The sequence below is a fragment of the Hyalangium versicolor genome, assembly GCF_020103695.1.
Lineage (GTDB): Bacteria > Myxococcota > Myxococcia > Myxococcales > Myxococcaceae > Hyalangium > Hyalangium versicolor.
Genome location: NZ_JAHXBF010000023.1, coordinates 197,341 through 216,298, shown reverse-complemented (window position 1 = coordinate 216,298; position 18,958 = coordinate 197,341). Strand labels below are relative to the sequence as shown.

At 66.7% G+C, this 18,958-nt stretch carries 15 protein-coding genes; 5 read left to right on the top strand and 10 right to left on the bottom strand.

What is annotated here, in order from left to right:
- Positions 1-203 (top strand): hypothetical protein (locus tag KY501_RS39380; RefSeq protein ID WP_224369040.1); only part of this gene is annotated, 203 nt, incomplete at its 5' end.
- A 475-nt stretch (positions 204-678) separates the two neighbouring features.
- Here KY501_RS39380 and KY501_RS39375 read toward each other — a convergent pair.
- Both KY501_RS39375 and KY501_RS39370 read right to left on the bottom strand, forming a co-directional pair.
- Complete coding sequence (locus KY501_RS39375) at positions 679-1,209, bottom strand: hypothetical protein (RefSeq protein WP_224369039.1); 531 nt, start codon at positions 1,207-1,209, stop codon at positions 679-681.
- A 189-nt stretch (positions 1,210-1,398) separates the two neighbouring features.
- The gene (locus tag KY501_RS39370; protein ID WP_224369038.1) at positions 1,399-2,277 is read right to left on the bottom strand and encodes a LysR substrate-binding domain-containing protein; all 879 of its coding nucleotides are present in this window, start codon (positions 2,275-2,277) and stop codon (positions 1,399-1,401) included.
- Positions 2,278-2,414: 137 nt separating this feature from the next.
- Between KY501_RS39370 and KY501_RS39365 the strand changes: the two genes are divergently transcribed.
- Both KY501_RS39365 and KY501_RS39360 read left to right on the top strand, forming a co-directional pair.
- Positions 2,415-3,323, top strand: a complete 909-nt coding sequence (locus tag KY501_RS39365; RefSeq protein WP_224369037.1) for a DMT family transporter — start codon at positions 2,415-2,417, stop codon at positions 3,321-3,323.
- A gap of 235 nt (positions 3,324-3,558) precedes the next feature.
- Positions 3,559-6,138: a serine/threonine-protein kinase gene (locus KY501_RS39360; protein ID WP_224369036.1), complete on the top strand. Its 2,580-nt coding sequence runs from the start codon at positions 3,559-3,561 to the stop codon at positions 6,136-6,138.
- 51 nt (positions 6,139-6,189) lie between these two features.
- Here KY501_RS39360 and KY501_RS39355 read toward each other — a convergent pair whose 3' ends face one another.
- Together KY501_RS39355 and KY501_RS39350 are read right to left on the bottom strand one after the other, a co-directional pair.
- On the bottom strand, positions 6,190-7,212 hold the full coding sequence (locus KY501_RS39355) for a hypothetical protein (protein WP_224369035.1): 1,023 nt from the start codon (positions 7,210-7,212) through the stop codon (positions 6,190-6,192).
- 10 nt (positions 7,213-7,222) lie between these two features.
- Positions 7,223-8,191, bottom strand: coding sequence for a pesticin C-terminus-like muramidase (locus tag KY501_RS39350; protein WP_224369034.1), 969 nt, complete (start codon positions 8,189-8,191; stop codon positions 7,223-7,225).
- A gap of 185 nt (positions 8,192-8,376) precedes the next feature.
- On the opposite strand from KY501_RS39350, the gene KY501_RS39345 reads away from it, so the two are divergent.
- A complete protein-coding gene (locus tag KY501_RS39345; protein WP_224369033.1) occupies positions 8,377-9,672 on the top strand; it encodes a deoxyribonuclease II family protein in 1,296 nt (431 codons plus the stop codon).
- Positions 9,673-9,692: 20 nt separating this feature from the next.
- Here KY501_RS39345 and KY501_RS39340 read toward each other — a convergent pair whose 3' ends face one another.
- From KY501_RS39340 to KY501_RS39330, 3 genes are all read right to left on the bottom strand, one after another.
- Positions 9,693-10,721, bottom strand: a complete 1,029-nt coding sequence (locus KY501_RS39340; protein ID WP_255637194.1) for an ABC transporter substrate-binding protein — start codon at positions 10,719-10,721, stop codon at positions 9,693-9,695.
- Positions 10,722-10,761: 40 nt separating this feature from the next.
- Positions 10,762-12,540, bottom strand: coding sequence for a carbamoyltransferase C-terminal domain-containing protein (locus KY501_RS39335; RefSeq protein WP_224369032.1), 1,779 nt, complete (start codon positions 12,538-12,540; stop codon positions 10,762-10,764).
- Positions 12,541-12,976: 436 nt separating this feature from the next.
- The gene (locus tag KY501_RS39330; protein WP_224369031.1) at positions 12,977-14,608 is read right to left on the bottom strand and encodes an aromatic amino acid hydroxylase; all 1,632 of its coding nucleotides are present in this window, start codon (positions 14,606-14,608) and stop codon (positions 12,977-12,979) included.
- A gap of 173 nt (positions 14,609-14,781) precedes the next feature.
- Here KY501_RS39330 and KY501_RS39325 point away from each other — a divergent pair, with 173 nt between their 5' ends.
- Entirely contained in the window at positions 14,782-15,576 is a 795-nt protein-coding gene (locus tag KY501_RS39325) for a class I SAM-dependent methyltransferase (protein ID WP_224369030.1), read from the top strand.
- 64 nt (positions 15,577-15,640) lie between these two features.
- Here the strand turns inward: KY501_RS39325 and KY501_RS39320 are convergent, their stop codons facing one another.
- The 3 genes from KY501_RS39320 to KY501_RS39310 all read right to left on the bottom strand — a co-directional run bounded on the left by KY501_RS39320 (position 15,641) and on the right by KY501_RS39310 (position 18,946).
- Entirely contained in the window at positions 15,641-16,249 is a 609-nt protein-coding gene (locus KY501_RS39320) for a LytR/AlgR family response regulator transcription factor (protein ID WP_224369029.1), read from the bottom strand.
- Positions 16,250-16,615: 366 nt separating this feature from the next.
- Entirely contained in the window at positions 16,616-18,118 is a 1,503-nt protein-coding gene (locus KY501_RS39315; protein WP_224369028.1) for a calmodulin-binding protein, read from the bottom strand.
- Positions 18,119-18,271: 153 nt separating this feature from the next.
- Positions 18,272-18,946, bottom strand: coding sequence for a DUF4336 domain-containing protein (locus KY501_RS39310; RefSeq protein ID WP_224369027.1), 675 nt, complete (start codon positions 18,944-18,946; stop codon positions 18,272-18,274).
- Positions 18,947-18,958 lie beyond the last annotated feature (12 nt).

Genomic DNA, 18,958 nt, shown 5'->3' with positions numbered 1-18,958 from the left:
AGTCCGCTCTCAAGCGCTTGGTACTTCGCCGCGATGACTTCCTCCAGGTCCATGCCTACATTGATGGGCACGATCTCGGGCACCCGCAAACTGAAACTTTATTCCTGCGCGGCCCCTTACGCCAGCCACGTTGCGATGTGGGGCGTCCTGTTCAGGTCATTCAGGAGTTGATGGGACAGGTCACCAATGGAAGAAGTCGCTAACCATCCGTAAAGACGCAGCAAAAAGCGGAGGCGGCGGAAATCGAACCCGCAGCAAGGCGGAAGCAAAACCCTCAGCCTACGTTGAGAGCGACGCTGGCGTGAAGGACGAGCCCGGCGGGCGGCGCAGGTTGACGACCCCGCCGCAGGTGATGTGGTCGCGCGTCTGGGCGGCGTGCTCCACCAAGAGGGCGCGCAGCTTCCGGGCGTCCTCTGGGCGCTAGCAGCAGAGCCAGAAGGAAGTAGACGCCACGGAAGCGTGGGTCCGCGAGGTGCTGTTCGGGGCGGGGGGAAGTCGGCGAGCTGCTTCTCGGACAGGGGCTTCAGCTCGTAGAGGCGCGCGGTCGCCGGGCGGTCCCACCCGGTAGGCTGCGTGGCGATCAGGATGTTGCCGTGGAAGTTGTTCTCGACGAACTGGGCGATGCGGGCCCGGGTGGCGGCCGTGACCTCGTTGAGCCCGTCGATGTAAAAGCTGAGTTCAGGGGGTGGCTGGGGGGCCTTTGTGATCCGGATCACAGATGTACTCCTCAGCGGGGATCAACTTCATGTTTGTCAAACCGTGCCGCTTGACGAAGTTGGCGAAGCGTTCGGAGACGACGAGGTCCCCCTGGAGGCCACGGGGGTAGAACACGTCCTCGCCCTGCCAAGTGCCTGGCTCCAGAGTAAAGCCGTGGATGGTGTCTACTCCCGTGGAACGGCACTCTGGGCATGTCACGAGTTTGTCGCGGCGCAAGCGACTTCGCGCCTCATCCACGGCACCACGGCCAAAGCATGGGCTGACGACAAAGTAGCGGGGCACGGCACTGGGCTTGGGGCCCTTGCGTTTCCGCCGCACACGTACCACCTCGACAGGATGAAAGCCGAGGAGTCCTGTCAGGCCTTCTACTTCAAACGCTTGTGCAAACCGCTCGGAGATGAGTATTTCATCCCCAGGTCCTCTCGTGAAATCACCAAGGTCTTGGCCATGCAACTCCAACTCGACACGGTAGGGGGGCAGCCACACTTTCATGCCGATGGGGTCGCCACACCTGGGACAACGCGGGGCCTTCCCTATGTTTTCAGGCTCGCACGTGTCGAACTGAGTGTCATGAGGCCCCCACACATCTGCCTCAAGCACGAAGAAGCGCGGTTCAGGTAGTAGGTCCGAAGCCATTGGGAAACCTCTTGAGCATATTCGTGCGGCCGTAGATCTCGCCCCTCAGCGCGTCGCCAGCAGCCAGTCCACGAACGCCCGCGCGGGCGCCCGGAGGCGACGATGCGCGGGATACACCACGTAGTACTCCCAGCGCGTCTTCACCGTCGGCCCCGGTAGCTGTATCAATCTCCCCTCGGTCAGATACGGCGCCGCGACCCGCTCGCGCGCCAGCGCCGCGCCGATTCCGAAGCTGGCCGCGTTCAGGGCAGACGTGGTGTCACTGAAGTTGTAGCGCTCGTCGAGCTTGATGCCGTGCACCCCCGCCGCGCGGAACCAGTCGTGCCAGCCCTGCCGCGAGAGATCGGTGATCAACGGCAGCCGCGCCACATGCTCGGGCTGGGTGATGGAGCCCAACCCCGCCAGCTTCGGCGACGCCACAGGGAACATGGCATCGTCCATCAGATGGTGCGCCGTCAGTCCCGGCCAGTGCCCGGGACCATAGCGAATACCCAGGTCCGGCCCTCCCTCGTCGAAGCGCGCCAGCGCCATCTCGGTATCCACCGTGAGACGGATATGCGGATGCGCGGCCGTGAAGGCTGGCAACCGCGGGAGCAGCCACGTGTAGTTCAGCGAGTGCAGGGTGGTGATGCGCACGAGCTCCTGCTCCTCGCGTGCCGAGTGCAGCCCACGCAGCACACTGTCCACATCCGCCATCGCGGTGCTGGCGGCGTCGGCCAGCTTCCGGCCCTCGGCGGTCAAGGACACACCGCGCGCATGGCGCTGGAAGAGGGCCACCTCCAACTGGGCTTCCAGCCTGCGCACGTGATGGCTGACGGCGCTCGCCGTGAGGTGCAGCTCCTCAGCGGCGTGGGCGAAGTTCTGGTGGCGGGCGGCGGCTTCGAACGCCGCCAGGGCTGGCAGCCAGTCGGGACGCAATGCCATGATGAGCCTCAAATCTGGTTTGTGTCTGACCCCAATATGATGCGCTTGTGCCTCGGTACTCCGCTCGCTAATCAGAAGGAACTCTAGCCACAAAGCGGATGGTTGCCGCAGCCTTCGCTCCTCTTGGGAGTCTCCCCATGCGCACGGTCGATGCCGTCTCGGTTCCTCTGGACTCGCCCAACACCCAGGTCTGGAGGACTCCGCTGGAGCTGGCCCTGCTCGGCGCCATCTGGGGCGCGTCCTTCATGTTCATGCGCGTGGCCGCCAAGGACTTCGGCACCGTGCCGCTGGTCGAGATCCGCCTGGCGCTCGGCACCCTGGTGCTGCTGCCGTTTCTCTGGCGCGCGCGTGCGCAGTTGCACCTGAAGCGCTGGCCCATGCTCGTGCTGGTGGGCGCGATCAACTCGGCCATCCCGTTCCTGCTGTTCGCCTGGGCCGCGCAACGGGCCCCGGCGGGCATCGGAGCGATCGCCAACTCGATGGCGGTGCTGTTCACCGCGCTCGTGGGCTTCCTCTTCTTCGGGGAGAAGATCGGCACGCAACGCGCAATCGCGCTGGTGGCCGGGTTCGCTGGCGTCGTGGTGCTCGCCAGTGGCAAGGCCGCGGGTGCGAGCGTTGGTTGGGCGGTGGCCGCAGGTTCCACCGCGGCCTTCCTCTACGGCATCGGCGCGAACCTGGTGCGCAGGTACCTCACCGGCCTGCCGCCGACCGCGGTGGCCGCCTCCACGCTCGGCGCCGCCGCTTTGATGGCGCTGCCGTTCGCGATTGCGCAGTGGCCCCAGCATGAGATTCCCGCCCGCTCGTGGTTCTCGGCGGCGATGAGCGGCGTGCTCTGCACGGGCGTCGCCTATGCCATGTTCTACCGCTTGATCCAGCGCATCGGCCCCGGCCGCGCGGCGACCGTGACCTATCTCGTCCCGCTGTTCGGCGTGGCGTGGGCGTGGCTGCTGCTCGATGAGCCGCTGACGTTGACCATGGGCATTGCCGGCACGCTCATCCTGGGCAGTGTGGCGCTGAGCCACCGCGCCCCGCGGCCAACCCCTTGAGTCCCCGCCCCCCGTGCTCACCGCTTCCGATTCGAGCACTCCGGGGACTGCTCCTGGAGGCGTAGGGGGAAGCAGCCTGCCAGGCAGCGGAACCTGTTGGATCTCCAAGGTGGCGCCCTCGCAGCGGCACGAAAGCCGATAGAGCATCTAAAGTTGAAAAACGAGACAACTCAGTGCGGTGTGATCCGATGCCTGGGCGGTGTGCCCGTACGGGTTGTGCTACGCTGCAAAGCCGATGGCCGAGGAGGAGAAGCCTCCAAAAGGGGAGGCGAAAGAGAAGACCCTCGTCGTCCCTGCTCCGGCCGAGAAACCGAAGGAGGGACCCGCGCGCACGAGGACAGCTGAGCGCAAGCTCCAGCCTTCTCCTTCAGAGCCGACGGCGCCCGCGCGCACGCAGACGATTGAGCGCAGGCTCCAGCCTTCTCCGCCAGAGCCGACGGCGCCCGCGCGCACGCAGACGGCTGAGCGGACGGTTCTGGTCTCCACGCAGCAACAGGCGGGGACTCCGCGAACCCGCACACAGGAACTCCGAGCCCTGGCTCGCGCGGAGCGTCCCGCGGAGTCGAAGGCCGTGGAGCCTCCGACGGCCGTCCACACGCTGCCCGGTGCTCCCGCGCCTGCCCAGACGGATATCGACGCCGTCCCGACGACTCCCGAGCTCACCGTTCCGCGCGAGATTCGGGAAGGGAAGGCCCCGCAGCCCGCGGGGGCCGCCGAGCGCACCATCATGGTGCCGTTCCCCGAGCCTCCCGCCACCCCGCGAACGCGGACCTCGACCCGTGCGGCGCTCCAGGCGCGCCCCGCCTCGGAGGAGCCTCGCGCTGCTGCCGACTCCACCCAGGAGTCTCCCGCCAACACCCTCCCCGGCGGGCCCGTGGGCAAGGAGGCGGCGAAGGCCGGCCGCGTCGAGCGCACCGTCATGGTGCCCTTCCCCGAGGAGCCTCCCCAGCCGAGTCCTCCGTCGGTGACTCCTCCCGTGGCCGCGGTGAAGAAGACCCCGCTCCCGCGTCAGCCCGTGGACTCAGTGCCGGAGCAGGTGACGGATTTCGCGCACACCTCCACGTTGCCGCCCGGAACCCGGAAGCCCGCGGTGAGCCCGGATCCGGTGGACTCCCAGCCGCAGCTCGAGGAGACGGACTCTCTCGTCGAGGGCATGAAGCTGGGGGGCTATCAGCTCATCCACAGGCTCGGAGTCGGCGGGATGGGGACCGTGTGGCTCGCCTCCCAGCTCTCGCTCGATCGGGAAGTGGCCGTGAAGATCCTCCGGCCCGAGTTCGCCGGGGATCCCCAGTTCGTCCTTCGCTTCACCCAGGAGGCCTTCGCCGCCGCCCAGCTCATCCACCACAACATCGTTCAGATTTACGACTGTGGCTCGGACAAGCAGTTCCACTTCTTCAGCATGGAGTACGTGGATGCCCAGAGCCTGCGGACGATGGTCCGGCGGCAGGGTTCGCTCGATCCCGAGGTGGCGGCCGGGTACATCCTCCAGGCCGCGCGCGGGCTCCAGTTCGCTCACGACCGGGGAATGGTCCACCGGGACATCAAGCCGGACAACCTGCTGCTCAACAACAACGGCATCGTGAAGGTGGCGGACCTGGGCCTGGTGAAGCTCGCCAACAGCGCGCGCAAGGCCCGCGCCAAGCAGGCACCGCTCACCTACGTGGGGAAGAACCCCTCGGACTACGCCATGGGGACGCCGGCGTACATGGCTCCGGAGCAGGTGCAGGACTCCTCGAAGGTGGATGCGCGCGCGGACATCTATTCGCTCGGGTGCACGCTCTACCACCTGCTCACCGGCCGCCCTCCGTTCATGGCGGATCTGATTCCCATGGTGATGGAGCAGCACGTCAAGGAGCCGCCCGTGGCTCCGGACAAGCGCAACCCGAACGTGCCCGAGGCGCTGTCGGCCATCGTGATGCAGATGCTGGCCAAGCGCCCCGAGGATCGTTTCCAGAACATGGCCGCGGTCATCGAGGCGCTCGAGGGGTTCCTGGGCTTCGATAGCAACGGGGCGTTCGGTCCGCGTGAGCAGCACGCCAATCTCCTGGAGCACTGCGTGCAGGAGTTCACTGCCTCCCGGTGGGCGCTGTGGCGCCGCAGGCTGGTGCTGATGCTGACGATGCTGGCCGCGGTCGTCACCGGCGTGCTCGAGTGGCGGCTCGGTCCGCCCTGGGGGCTCGGCGTGGCCGCCTTCACCGCCTCCGCGTGGCTCTCCTCCTTCATCGTGAGGGGCGTGTTCGAGAAGGGCGCGCTCTTCCTGCGCTGCCGCCAATTCGTCTTCCAGGCGCCGCTCTTCACGTGGCTGGTGTGGCTGCTGATGTTGGGGGGCGCGGGGTATGGCCTCTACCGCGTCCAATTGATCCTGCCGACGATCATCTTGATGGGAAGCGGGCTGTTGTTCGCCCTGGGCTTCTACGTGTTCGTGGATCGCAAGGTGGACGCCGAGCGCCGGCCTCCCGTCAGCCAGGTGGAGCAGATGCTGCGCTCCATGCGTCTGAGAGGCCTGGAGGAGAGCTCGCTCCGGCAGTTCGTGTGCACGTACAGCGGCGAGGACTGGGAGGGCTTCTACGAGGCGCTCTTCGGCTACGACGCGAAGATGGTGGCGCGCGAGAAGTGGGGCCTCAACAACAGGGATCTCCCCCGGGAGCAACACTCGGCCTGGAGGGATCCGCTCATCCGATGGATGGACTTCCTGCAGGACGCTCGCCGGCGCCGGCGGGAGCGGCAGCAGTTGCGGATGCTGGAGCGCAAGAAGGCGAAGGCCCAACTCGAGCAGGCGAGAGCCCAGGAAGAGGACTCCTCCAGTCCGGAGTGAGGACGCTTCAGGCCGGCGCGGAGCCGGGGTCGAGCCCCTGGGGCAAGCGGGCTACGGGGCGGCCTCAGGCCTCAGGGGGATCCGGAACAGGTGACCTGTGCCGGTGCCCACGAAGAGGGCGGGCGGTTGGGTCGAGGCCGCCAGCGAGACGGCCTTGGCTCCCCCGGGCAGTTGGATGCGCGGCAGGCTCTCGCGCGTGACGACATCCATGCCCAACAGCGAGCCCTCGTGGATCCACCACAGGTGTCTGTTGCTCGTCCAGGCCACGGCAGCCGGGTTGGGAGAGAGCTCGAACTCGAGGCCGCTCTCTCCATCACAGACGGTGAGGGCGCTCGAGGCTCGGAGGACCCAGGCGATGTAACGGCCGTCCGGTGAGAACCGCCCCGGCTCATGGGGGGACAGCCGGTGCTGTTCCACCTGGGAGGCACAACGCCAGGCTCCGGCCACGGTGGGAGGAGAGCGGCCATCCCATTCCATGACGCTCCCGGCGTGCATGTACCGCAAGGTATCGGGCCGGGTTCCCGTGAGGAACAGCTCGTCCTTCACCTTCACCCAGTCCGGGACCGGCTTGCCGCGCGGAGTGCCGTCGGCGTTGTACGCGCCGGAGGAGCCTCCGAACCAGCCTCCGCCGTTGGCCCAGGCGCCGCCCGTGAACTCCACATCCGTCATCGGAATGGGAGCACCAGAGCTCCGGAAGATGATGAAGGGAGCCTCCGGGCCCACCGGCAGGAAGACAAAGCCCGCCGTTCCATCCGGGCTCAGCGCGAGCTTCCACAGATCATTATGGAAGCTGCCTTGCCAGCTCCACACCGGTGCTCCGTCCGGCAGGCGCACCACGCGGTAGTCGAAGGCCGCATCGGGCAGTGCCCACCGGGAGAAGAGCAGGGTGCCGTTGGCCGAGACCTGGAGCTGATCCAGGCGGCTGTCTCGAAGCCCGAGCAGCGAGGGCACCTCGAGCGGTTCAATCGAGGGGGAGGCCGAGGGGGGGCCACCTCCCTCCGCGCCATGCCGGCAATGCGTGAGCAGGGCCCCGGTCAACGCCAGGGCCACCAGGGACAGGAGTCTCGCGTTCACGCCCGAGCGCCTATTGCGCGTCCAGCGCCGCCTGCAAGTAATCCCTGCGCCGCTCGAAGCGATCCTTCGGCACGCCCCAGTCCTGGGTCATCTTGGTCTCGTCGGAGAGCAGATCCTTGAGCCCCTGGAGATCATTGTTGACCAGGTGCTGCTGAACCTCCTTCCGGGTGGTGGGCGTGTAGTCCCCCCGGTAGATGAGGTCCACCGCGACATCCTTGATGGCAGGGTCCAGCTTGTCGAAGTCGACGGAGCCGTACTTGGCCACGGTGTCCGGCTTCTCGGAGATGCGCTTCACGTCCGCTTCGTACTTGTCGTACACCGTGCTGAACAGGTTCTTCTGCGCCAGCGAGGAGATCTCCACGGCTTTGACTTCGGGCTTGTCGATGAAGTCGGAGGCCTCCTTGCCGCTCAGGCCCGCGCCCTTGGAGAGGACCTCGGCATCGGCACGGGGTACGCCCGCGGCGACCAGATCGGAGACGACGTCCGCCTCCGAGCGATTCTTCATGTCATAGCCACGGCCGATGGTGACTCCCGATGCGCCGCCGGGCCAGTGGGCCTCGCGGCTGAAGTAGGCCCCCTTCACCTCCTGGCCCTCGGCATCGAACGTCAGTTGCCCCTCCGGCACGGTGAAGTCACTGACGAAGGTCTGCGGCTCGGGGCTCAGCGGGTCGGGACCCAGCAGCTCCGGCATCGCCCCGAGGGACTGGACCGGATCGAACGCGGTGTCGGGCAGCGACATCTCGCTGATTGGCGTGGGGGACGTGAGGCTGGGCATCCCCGTGAGGTCCTTGGCCGCCTCGAACGAGCTCGCATCGAAGTTCACCGAGGGCGTCGTGGCGACGGCCTGGTCCTTGGCGACGGTCTCGGCAGCCGTGTCGGTTCGGGTGCTCGTGGCGGAAGAGAGCCCCCGTGTGTTGTTGGAGGAGACCGAGTTCTGGGTGGAGCGGGACGACGAACCACCAACGGAATCAATGCCCATGGGCAACCTCGGGGGAGCGAGAGTGAGCTGAGGTGGGGATTGTACTCAGCGTGTGGGGCGGTGTCGAGAGGGTCCGTAGGTATGCGCCGATAGGAGTACGTGCCTTCATGGAGGGGGTCCACCTGGTGGATGATGGCCACTGGGGGGGGGCGAGACGCTCCTGCCGACAAACGCCTGGGGGGAACATGAGAAGCCGTGAGTATGCATGGGCAGCCGCAGCACATCGCCTGGTGGGCTGGGCAGTCGTTGCGTTGATCTTTTTCTCGCTGGCACTCGCGGGCCCTGCTTCCGCGCAGGGCTCGAAGAAGGCCTTGGTGTCGGCCCCGGCGCCGCTCCTGAAGACGGGAAGATCCGTGCCCTGGTGGGTGGCGTTCAAGTTCAACTCCGCCAACTTCCCGCAGTGCGCGGCCTCCACGGATGAGCGCCAATGCATCTTTGGCGGCCAGGTGAAGAACTACAAGGTGTTCAGCCAACAGTATGTCTTCACCTCGAGCGGTGACGGCACGTTCCACATGGGGAACGACTGCATCGGCGACGACACGATGGATCCGCTCGGAGCCACCTTCGCCCAGGTCTACCAGAGCCCTGCCTATTTCTATGTGCTCTGGAACGACCAGTTCTATGGCGATCCGGCAATCGAAGGCTGCACTGGGACTTCGTGCAGCTCACCCTGGGGCCATTCCAAGGGCATGGTGGCCTGGAACAGCCAGGGGCAGGGCTTTGCGTTGCAGGTCAGCACCCCGTCCTGGCCCGCCTCCGGCAGCAGCACCCATCCTCGCAAGACGGACGGCAACACCCTGGGCTGCATCAAGGACGACGACGTCGAGGTCAGCCAGCACTTCTTCGCCCTCACGCTCAACAAGAATGACCTCAAGGTGCTTCTCAAAGCCCTGGCGAACGCCAGCGTGGTCACGGACCCCAGCAATCCGCAGATCGTGCGCAATGGCGGCCCGGCGGACATCCAGGCGCTGGTGAAGGCGCTGGGCACCAAGTCCAGCAGCACGGCGATCACCAACGATGTGCTGTCCAGCGGCGTCCGCTTGATCTCCAAGCCCTCCAAGCTGGAGGTACCGCCCTGGCAGCTCATCTCCGCCACGCTCGGCGGCGTCCCGCTGCGGGTCGCCTCCTGGTGGGAGAAACCGGAGATTCCGTCCACCACAGGTGGGGCGCCAGATTGCTGGCAGCCAGGGTTGGGTACGCCCGGGCGCGTCGAGATCGCCACCACGGGCACCTGGGAGAAGGCGGAGCTGGGACTCACCGGAGGGATGGGAGCGAACTTCAATCACGCCAAGATCGGCGTCTCGCTCGACGCGGCCCAGCCGCTGGCCATCTTCGGCGACATGAACCAGCAGGGGGCTCTCTCCGGGAACTGCGCCAGCAGCCAGAACGGCCGGGGTGGCCTGTTCTATGTGGTGCGGGACAAGGCTCTCTTCAACAGTGTGAGCGGGCTGCTCAAGGGTGCTACTGCCCCAGCGCAGTGAACCCGCAGGTGCGCGAGACCTCACCGGGCCGGGGCTGTGGTGCCCGAGAACTCCGGCAGCAGGTATTCATCCACGAGGGGGGCCTTCTCGATGATTCCCAGCTCCACGAGCTGCTGGCCCAGCGTCTCCCAGCGCTCGCGGCTCATGACGCCCAACCCCTTCTCCTTCGTCTCAGCGGTCTCGATGAGCGGCTTCTGGGCCTCGGAGATCTCAGCCAAGGTCTCCGCGCCCACGGTGTTGTTGAGCTTCGCGATGACGTCATTGGCCGGCTTCGGGTTGTCCAGATAGGAGCGCCACCCCTCGCGCACGGCCTGGACGAAGGCGCGCACGCGCTCGGGCGAGCTCTTCAGGAACTCCCGCCGAGTGATCACCACCGTGGCATACGGGTTGAAACCCTCGTCGGCCACCGGGAAGACGATCGGGTCGGCGCCCTGCTTCCGGGCGGCGAGCGGCTCGGAGGTGAGGAAGCATTGCTGGGCGAACTCCTTGTCCGCCATGAAGCGTGCCACGCCCCCGTCGTATGGGACGATCTTCACCTTGTCGAAGCCGTACTTCTTCTTCAGGAACTGCGCGTAGGGCAGGCCCGGCTCCAGCGCCAGCGTTCCGCTGGAGAGCACCTGTGCCAGCGTCGTGACCCCTCGCGAGCGGTGCGCCATGATGGCGTGCGGGTATGTCTGAAACACGGCGAACAACGGGACCAGATCCACGCCTCGGGTCCGGGCGTTCAGCACCGCATCCGCGCCGGTGACACCGAACTCCACCTGGCCCGCGGCCACCATCTGCACCACCGGAGTCCCCGAGCCGCCTCCCAACAGCTCCACCTCCAGCCCGTGGCGGGCATAGGCTCCACTCTCACGCGCGGCGTAGAAGCCACCGAACTCAGGGTCGGCCACCCAGTCGAGCGCCAGCTTCACCTTGGCGGGAGCGGGCTTCACGGCGGCCGCCGAACTCCCCGCCTGTCCCGCTGCCGCAGGCTCCGTCTTCTCCTTGCTGCAGCCCGCCGCGACCGCCACGGCCCACAGCAAGCCCACCCAGCACACTTTGTTCATCTTTCCTCCCACGGATTCTCTCCGTCCTGGTTCCGAAGCGTCAGGCGCGTTTGCGAATCAACCACGGGCCCACGACAAGGGCGTGGAGCCCGGTCGTGGCGAAGACCGTCAACACATCGGTCGCGCTGTGGGAGATCGGCTTGCCCATGACGTTGTAGGAGGTATTGACGAGCACGGGAATGCCCGTGTGTCGCTCGAACGCGCTGATCAGCGTATGGAAGAGAGGATTTCTCTCCCGCGTGACGGACTGCAGCCGCCCGGTTCCGTCGAGGTGCACCACCGCCGGGACGAGCGCCTTCACCTCATCGCGGAAGGGGAGCGCCCGCTCCATGTATGGGCTCTCCTCGTAGCCTTGAAAGAACCGCTCGCCGTGCTCGTGCAGGATCGCCGGAGCGAGTGGACGGTACTGCTCGCGGAATTTCACGCGTCGGTTGATGACATCGCGCATGTCTCCGCGCCGCGGGTCGGCGAGGATCGATCGGTTCCCAAGGGCGCGAGGCCCGAACTCAGCACGCCCCTGGCACCAGCCGATGATCTCGCCTTGCGCGAGGGCGGCGGCTGTGCGGTCACACAGCTCCTGCTCGTCGTCGATGCGGACGGCGTCGAACGTCGCGAACGACAGCGCGCGCTCGAGTTCGTCGAGATCGATCGTGCTGCCGAGGTAGGGCGAGGCGATCGCCGGCGTCCGCGGGATGCGCCGCACCGCATGGCGCTCGTACAGCGCGGCGCCGAGCGCGTTGCCATCATCGGCTGGGGCACTCGGCACGTGGAGCCGGCGAAACCCGGTCTCGCGTACGAGTCGCCCATTCGCCGCCGAGTTGAGGGCGCAGCCGCCACTGTAGGCGAGGTCGTCGGAGATCCCCAGGGCGTGCACGTTCTTCACGAGCGCCACGAGGGTGTCAGCGAAGTAGTCTTGGAACGAGCGCGCCAGGTTCGCCGCCAGGAGGACGCCGCCTTCGCGGCGCCCGGGGCGAAGCAGCGCGAGCAACTCGTCGACCCACGACAGGCCAAAGGCGAGCTTGACCTGGAGGCCGTCAACCTGGGTGCGATCGTGGAAGAACCGGTACAGCTCAGGCACGCGATCGCCGTGCGCCGCCATGCCCATCACCTTCCACTCCTCGCCTTCCCAGTACTGGAAGCCACACAGTTGGGTGACGGTGCTGTAGAGGTAGCCGAGGCTGTGCTCGGCACTCGTCGACGAGACCGGGCGGAAGGTGTCGTCGGCGAACGAGAACACATCGATGCTCGAGCGCTCGCCCGCGCCGTCGACAACGAGAGCCACACACCGCTCGAACGGTGACGTGTAGACCGCGTGAGCGGCGTGCGCCAGGTGATGGGGCACGGCTGCACGGTCGATCTCGACCGGCTCGGTGCGGGGCACGGCGAAGCGGAGCATCGCGCTCGGGCCGGCGGGCGGCACATCCCCGAGGGGCGGGTAGACGTGAGGGAACTCACCCCGCAGGATCCATCCGAGCTGGATCGCGGTCGTGGAGTCCCAGGCGGTACTGCCGGCGCTCATCGAGAGGAAGCCATCGTCGGAGCCCGCGGGCGCCAGCGTGCGGCGCAGGGCGTCGAAGTCGTCCTCGCCGAGCTGCCACGAGGTCCGGATGGAAGCGCGCTGAAGGGCGGTGGTGGTGATGCCGACGCTGCGCAAGGCCGTTCGGAGTGGCCGCCACGATGAGAACAGGCCGGCGCAGCCGAGTGCCCGCTTCACCTGCACGTGCCGCTCGAACGCTTCGGCGAACACCCCGTCGTCCGAGCAGAGCGCGATCGCGCCGTCGTGAACACTGTTGGCGAGACCGATCACGAGATCCTTCATTATTCTCCCTATCTTCCTCCTGCAGCACCCAGGCGGCCAGCCACCGTTCGGGGCGGCCAGTCGCGAGCCCTCGCAGGTCACGGCAGCCATGCTTGCATCGAGCAGGCCGGCCCACTGCAAGCGAGAACCGTGCCATGAGAGGCAAGCCAGGGATGGGGGGAAGGCTCAACAAGCGCCAGCACCGGCGCAATTCCGGCGCAGCAGTGCTCGATCTGCCGTTCAAGAGCGTCCACATCCGGATGCGATGCTGACACTGACATGTCTACTGACACGTCAGCGTCGCGCCCGGATGCTCCGGCTCGTCACCACGCGGCTGGGTGAATCTCACGCGGTGTGGATTGTCGTTGTAGTGCCAGCTCCCCGCCAGCCCGGTATTGGCGCAGGGGACGGTGCAGAGGAGTTGCCCTCCGGGCCGCACCGCCGTGGCGTCACGAGTTCAAGGAGCGGAGGCCTGCGAACTGGCGGAGCGCTGGCTCGCCATTCCCTGGAGCGGTGCCGTCGAAGAGGCCACGCGCAGCTCCTCCACTTCCACCTTCAACAGCCAGTCGTCCGGGAACGCGCTGGCGGCCCGGGAGAGCTGCTCCAGGCGCTCCAGCCGGACCTCGCCCGACTCACGCATGGCCCGCACCTCGCGGTAGAGCGCCGCCAGGGCTGGAGGCAGGGCCTGGGCCTTGCGTGCCCGGGCCCGTGCTTCGCCATCGCCCGCGCTGAAGGCGTTGAGCTCGCCGAACCAGCGATCCCACGCGCCAGGATCCGCGGGCCCGCCCGCCACGGAGGGCAGGCCCTCGCTCAGGAAGAGCCGCGTCGCCGAGGGCAACTCCAGTTCCCGGCCGCCGATGGTCGCTCGCAGGCGGAGCACCTCGCCACCGCCCACAGCGAAGCCCGACAGGCGCAGGCCGCTGACCAGCTCGAACTGGAACTCGCCGCGCTCCGGCAGGGGGCCTGCTCCAAAGGCTACCAGCGCCTCGCCGGTCCACGGCTTGCCCAGGGCCTTGCCCTGGCGTGAGAGCAGCACCGGGCCCTCCATGCGCACCAGCGCCGTGCCCAGCCCTTCAGCCACGGGGCGCAGGCCCTCGATCAGCTCCAGCACCTTGCCCGTCACCTCGTGCCCGTCCACCAGCACCAGGTGGTTCACCGAGCGCGCCTTCCACGCCTCGCGCAGGCCGTAGTCCCCGCCTCGCTTCCACGCCAGCGTCGCCTGGAACTGCTCCAGCACCTCGAACAGGTGCTCGAAGTCCCGCGCGACGAAGAGCTGCGGCTGCATCCGGGTGATGTCGTACTCCGTGTCCGAGCAGGTGACGCTCAGCGGCACCTTCTTCACCGCCGGGGTGAGGCAGTGCTCGGCTTCGCCGATGCTCGACAGCAGGCCCGCTCCGTACAGGCGCGGGCTCTCCAGGCTGCCCACCATGCCGTACTCGGCCGTCCACCAGTAGAGGCGCGAGGCCCGGGTGCTCTCGCTCACGTAGCGGCAGCTGCGCGAGGCCGCGTCCAGTCGTGCCTGCGCGTGCTCCACCTCCTCGGGCGTGGCGGACGGGTCCTCCTTTACCACGCTGAGGTTGCGGATGGCCTCGAAGATGATCTGGTCCTCCACCGAGGCAATGGCCTTGAAGGCCGCCATGCCGCAGCGCTTGAGGTACTCCGCGTAGCGTGCGTTGGCGATGATGGGGGCGTGGCCAGCGCTCTCGTGGACGAAGTCCGGCGCCGGCGTGTACTGGATGTGCTCGTGCGTGCGGATGTCCGCGGCGATGGCCAGCACGCCCAGGGACTGCATCTCGGAGAACACCGCGGGAGGGATGAATCCGCGCACGCCCACTGCTGCCCAGCCCAGTATGGCCAGCTTCTCGTTCATCTCGTCCAGGCTGGGGATGCGCTCCACGCCGATGCCGGTGGCCTCGAGCCCCTCCAGGTAGGCCGAGTGGGCCTTGTCCGAAAGGTGACTGCGCAGCCGGCGGAGGATGTGGCGCCACACCGCCTGATCGCGCGGCGTATAGGACTCGTACTCCTGACCCGCCACATAGCGGCGCAGGTGGGCGGGCAGTCGGGCCACGGCTCTCTCTGTGGGCGTCATGACACTCCTCTGGGCAACCCTCCCCGCCAAGGTAAGGCTGAGGGCGTCCGGCGGAAATCCGTATAATTTCGACGTTCTGGTCGGATTTCCGTCGTTTCTGCCTCCACTGACGCCGCAGGGGGAAACATGGTCGGCTGGATTGATTTCGCACGCTTGGCCGCCTTACAAACCCCATGCACATGCACGAACGCGCCTCGCCTCTCTCGTGCCCCATCTGCCGCGCCGCCGATGCCCGCGAGGTGCTTCGAAAAGAGTTCAACATCTCGTGCAACTGCTACTTCGAAGGCCGACGCCAGTACCCCACCAACGAGGGGAGCGTCTTGTATGTCGAGTGCCAGGGTTGCGGCTTCTGGTGGGCCCCTGAACTCCACGGCTGGAGTCCCCAGACGTTCAAGCGGCGCATCTACAACGAGGAGTATCGCCTGGCGGACCCGCCCTTCGTGTTCGAGCGGCCGACGAGGCTGGCGGCGTGGGTGGCGCGGTTCGTGCGGCCAGGCATGCGTGTCCTGGATTACGGTGGGGGCGAGGGCTTGCTCGCGCGCACCCTGCGAGAGGTGGGCATTGACGCGGTGAGCTGGGACCCCTTCTATGACGACGCGAGCGAGAAGCCCGCTGGGTCCTTCGACCTTGTGACCTGCTTCGAGGTGGTCGAGCACGTGCCCGACCAGCGCAGGCTGTTCTTCGAACTGGCCAGCCTCTCCCGAGGCGGCGTCTGCATTTTCTCGACGCTCGTCCGCCCGGAGCGCCATGAAGGCGACTGGTGGTACGCCAGTCCGCGCAACGGCCATATCAGCCTGCACTCGGCGAACAGCATGAGGCGGGTCTGCGAGGACGTGGGGCTCGCGCTCCGCGACTTGAGCAGCGAGGTGCACGTGATGGCGCGGACGCCGTCGCAGATCGCCCAGCTCGATCTTCCTTACGTGATGGTCAACGGCACGCCGGAGCATCGGCTCGATGGGTTGCTCTGACTCAGCAGCTCCACTTCGGCTGGCGCAACGGTCTCGAGCTCACACCGGAACTGCTCTCGGACGTTCAAGTCTTGCGGCGCAACCCCGTCGCGCTGGCGAGCAGCATGTCGCGCAGTTGTTGCGCGCGCTCACGAGCAACAGGCACATGGATACCGCGACCATCCGCCACCAGCCCTTCGCCCACCCATACCCGGGTCTCGCTGTCGCGCTTGAGCACCTTGATGTGCGTCACATTGACCAGCCAGTTGCGGTGGACTCGAGCGAGCGCACGGCCGAATGACGCCTCGATCGCGGACAGCGACAGGTCGACGTCGAAAACGCCCTGGGCGGTGTGCACCCGCGTCAAGCGTTCCGCCGCCTCGAACGCCCACACCTCGTCGCGGTCGAAGAAGACCAGGCTCTTCTGCCGCCGCGCGGCGATCCGCAGGGGGCCCGCTGGTTGCAGCCTCGGGCGGCGGGCCCGAAGCCGCTGCAAACACTGCTCGACTCGTTGCTCGGTGAAGAGCTTGAGCAGGTAGTCGGCAACTCCGAGCTCATACGCTTCGAGCGCGTGCGCATTGAACGCGGTCGCGAGCACGAGCAATGGAGGCTGGGACAGCGCTGCGAGCTCGCGCGCGATATCCAGTCCCTCGTTTCGGCCGCCGGAGAGCCGGATGTCCAGAAGCAAGCGCAAGGCCGACCCGGGGTACCTGAGCTCGAGCCGGCGACGCACAGCGCGGAGGCCGAGTGCGCCAGAGCGCGGCTCGCTCGTCGATAGGCCGGGACCGTTGTCCGTCACCGTGCACACGAGCATCGACCCAGCGCCAGCCCCCCGGAGCATGGCACGCACGGCCACCCGGCCTCCGCCGGCGCGACACAGCGCACCATGCTGGACCGCGTTCTCTACCAGGGGTTGCAGCAACAGCGTTGGCAGCAGCACGCCGCCGACGTCGGGAGGAATATCCCAATCGAAGCGGAGCGCGTCACCGTGGCGCGACTCGAGGATCTCCGCGTAACGCTTGGCAGCGAATGGCAGAGCGCCGCGCCCAATTCGAGATACTTATTGCGGGTGCTCGCCAGTGGAGGGCTGAGGGGTCCCCTTGCTGGCTTGTTGCTCCATGAGCCTGGACAGCTTCTGGCGGGCGAGGAATCCCCGGACGGCTGACTGGAGGAGCACGGCCGTGTTCTGCTTCAGCTGCTGGTGCTCTTGCGCCAGCGCGATTCGCTCCTGGAACAGCTCCATGCCCGTCTTGGGCTTGGGCTGTGCCACCACCGGCGCCTGGGGAAGAGGAGCGATCTGGGGTGCGTAACTGGAGAGGTTCGGCACCAGGTTCCAGGTAGTCGTGTTGACGGTCGCGGCGAGCTGGGTGAGCTTCGTGTCCAGGTTCTCGTCGAGCCACGCCTCGAACTCACGCTGAGGCGCCTCTACCTGGTGCTTCGCCATCATCCAGGTGACGATCAAGGCGATGCAGCGGTAGGTATAGAGCCAGTCGTCATGGCGGGGTTCCCCTTTGTCCTTGTAGTAGTGCATGGCGTCGACCGCACCGTGGGTTTGCGGAGCCCAGAGGTCTTCACAGACGAGCTTTCTCCAGGGGAGCAGGTTCTGGCCGTAGAGATCGATGGCGATGCGCGACAGGAGGTGCCACTCGGGGTGGCGCACGCTCTCGGCGAGACAGGACACCATGAACCAGAGCCGTGTCGGCCAGGGCAGTCCAGGGTTGAGGATGTCACAAGGGTGGACCAGGAGTTGGCTCAAGGTGGCGGCGTCGGGACTTCCAGCGGCCGAGAGGATCTCCACGTACTTGAGCCCTACGAACGTATAGGCCCCCGTGGGCTTGGCCTTGCCCGGCATGTTCATGTTGTTGGGATCGTAGTATTTCGTGTCAACAGCCAGCTTCACGGTCTGCTTGAGCAGGCGGCAGTCGATGTAGACGTACCAGCTGGCACCCACGAGTGGGACGAAGACCGTGGCCAGGTCTGCGGTCTTGAGCTGGAGCTTGAATCGTTTCGTCGCATCGAGGAGCAGGCTCTTCGAGAATTGTGAGACGCACGCCACGCTTCGAGTGGCTTTATAGAGCGCGTCCAGGATCCAGTTCCCTCCACGCTTGGCGGACCTGAGACTTTCGGCGGTGTCGTGGGCCATGCCCCACAGCGTGGGCGTCTGTGGCTGGCTGGTGGTGGTGGTGGTCGCCGTTTCTTTCCCTTTTTTCTTCTGCTCCTGTTTCTCCTCCTTGGGGAACAGGTGGATGACCGCGTTCTCGTCGCTTCGGCACCACTGAGCGAAGTCGTAGTACTTCGTGGTCTGCTTCATCTGCATCTCGACGGTGGTTTTCTTCTTCACGCCGAACTCGACCACGCAGTCGAACTCCGTGAGGGTGTCGTTGAACCAGCTGGGGGTGAGTTTGTTGAGCCCCGCCGTCCACTCCTTCTGGATTTGGTTGGCCGCGAGGCCGGTGCCGTACTCGATGATCCGCATCTGGAATGCTCCCGCGTTCTGGATCTGCTCAGCCCCCTCCTCCTTCTGCTTGAGGGGGTCGGAGAGCCACTTGAAGACGCCGTGCAAGAAGTCGTCCGCCTTCTTGCGATCTTCCTCGAACTTCGTTTTGTCCTTCTCGATGCGCTCGGGTGTGGCGGCCCCTCGGCAAGTTCTTGCCGCCAGGCAAATCCTCCCGGCAATATCTTGCCGAGGCCTTCCTCGAGGCCTTGAGGTACTTGTTTACAGCCAGGAATAGGCCTCTCGAAAGGCCTGGGCGCCGTCCTGCTCCACGATGTGGCCGTGGGCGAGGATGACGCGCTGGATGTCCCACTGGAGGATGGTGTCCACGGTGCGGCGGGCCGCGGCACGGTCGCGGTTGACCAGGCCATCGATCATCCAGGTGCTCAGTCGGCCGTAGCCGCCGAGGACCTTGAAAGCGAAGCGGGTGAGCGGCGCGGCCTCGGGGCCGATGTTGTGGGCGCTGTCGGTGAGCACAAGCGTCCGGCTGGCGCGGTGGAAGAAGACGACCTCCCCGAGCATGGGAGCACCGGCCCAGGGCAGCACGTCGATCTGTCCCGCCCATTCCACGGGGGCCTGCTCGGAGAGCACGGCATGGAAGCTCAGATCCTTGCGCTTCTCGGGCAGGCCGGGCGCGGCGTAGGCGCGGGCCTCGGGCCAGGCAGCCATCCACTGGCCGATGAACAGATGGTGGTACTTGTTGGGAGCGACGAGGAAGCGCACGGGCCCGAGCGCCTCGACTTCCTGGCGCAGCTCCGGGGTGAGGCGGAGTGGAGAGTGCACCCAGAGGGAGCCCTCCGTGAGCCGGACGACCGTCATCCGCGCTCCGACGGCCAGCCCCAGGTAGTTCAACGGCTGCTCGGCCACCCACAGGTTCTCGTCCAACTTGCGCAGCATGACACCGTCCCT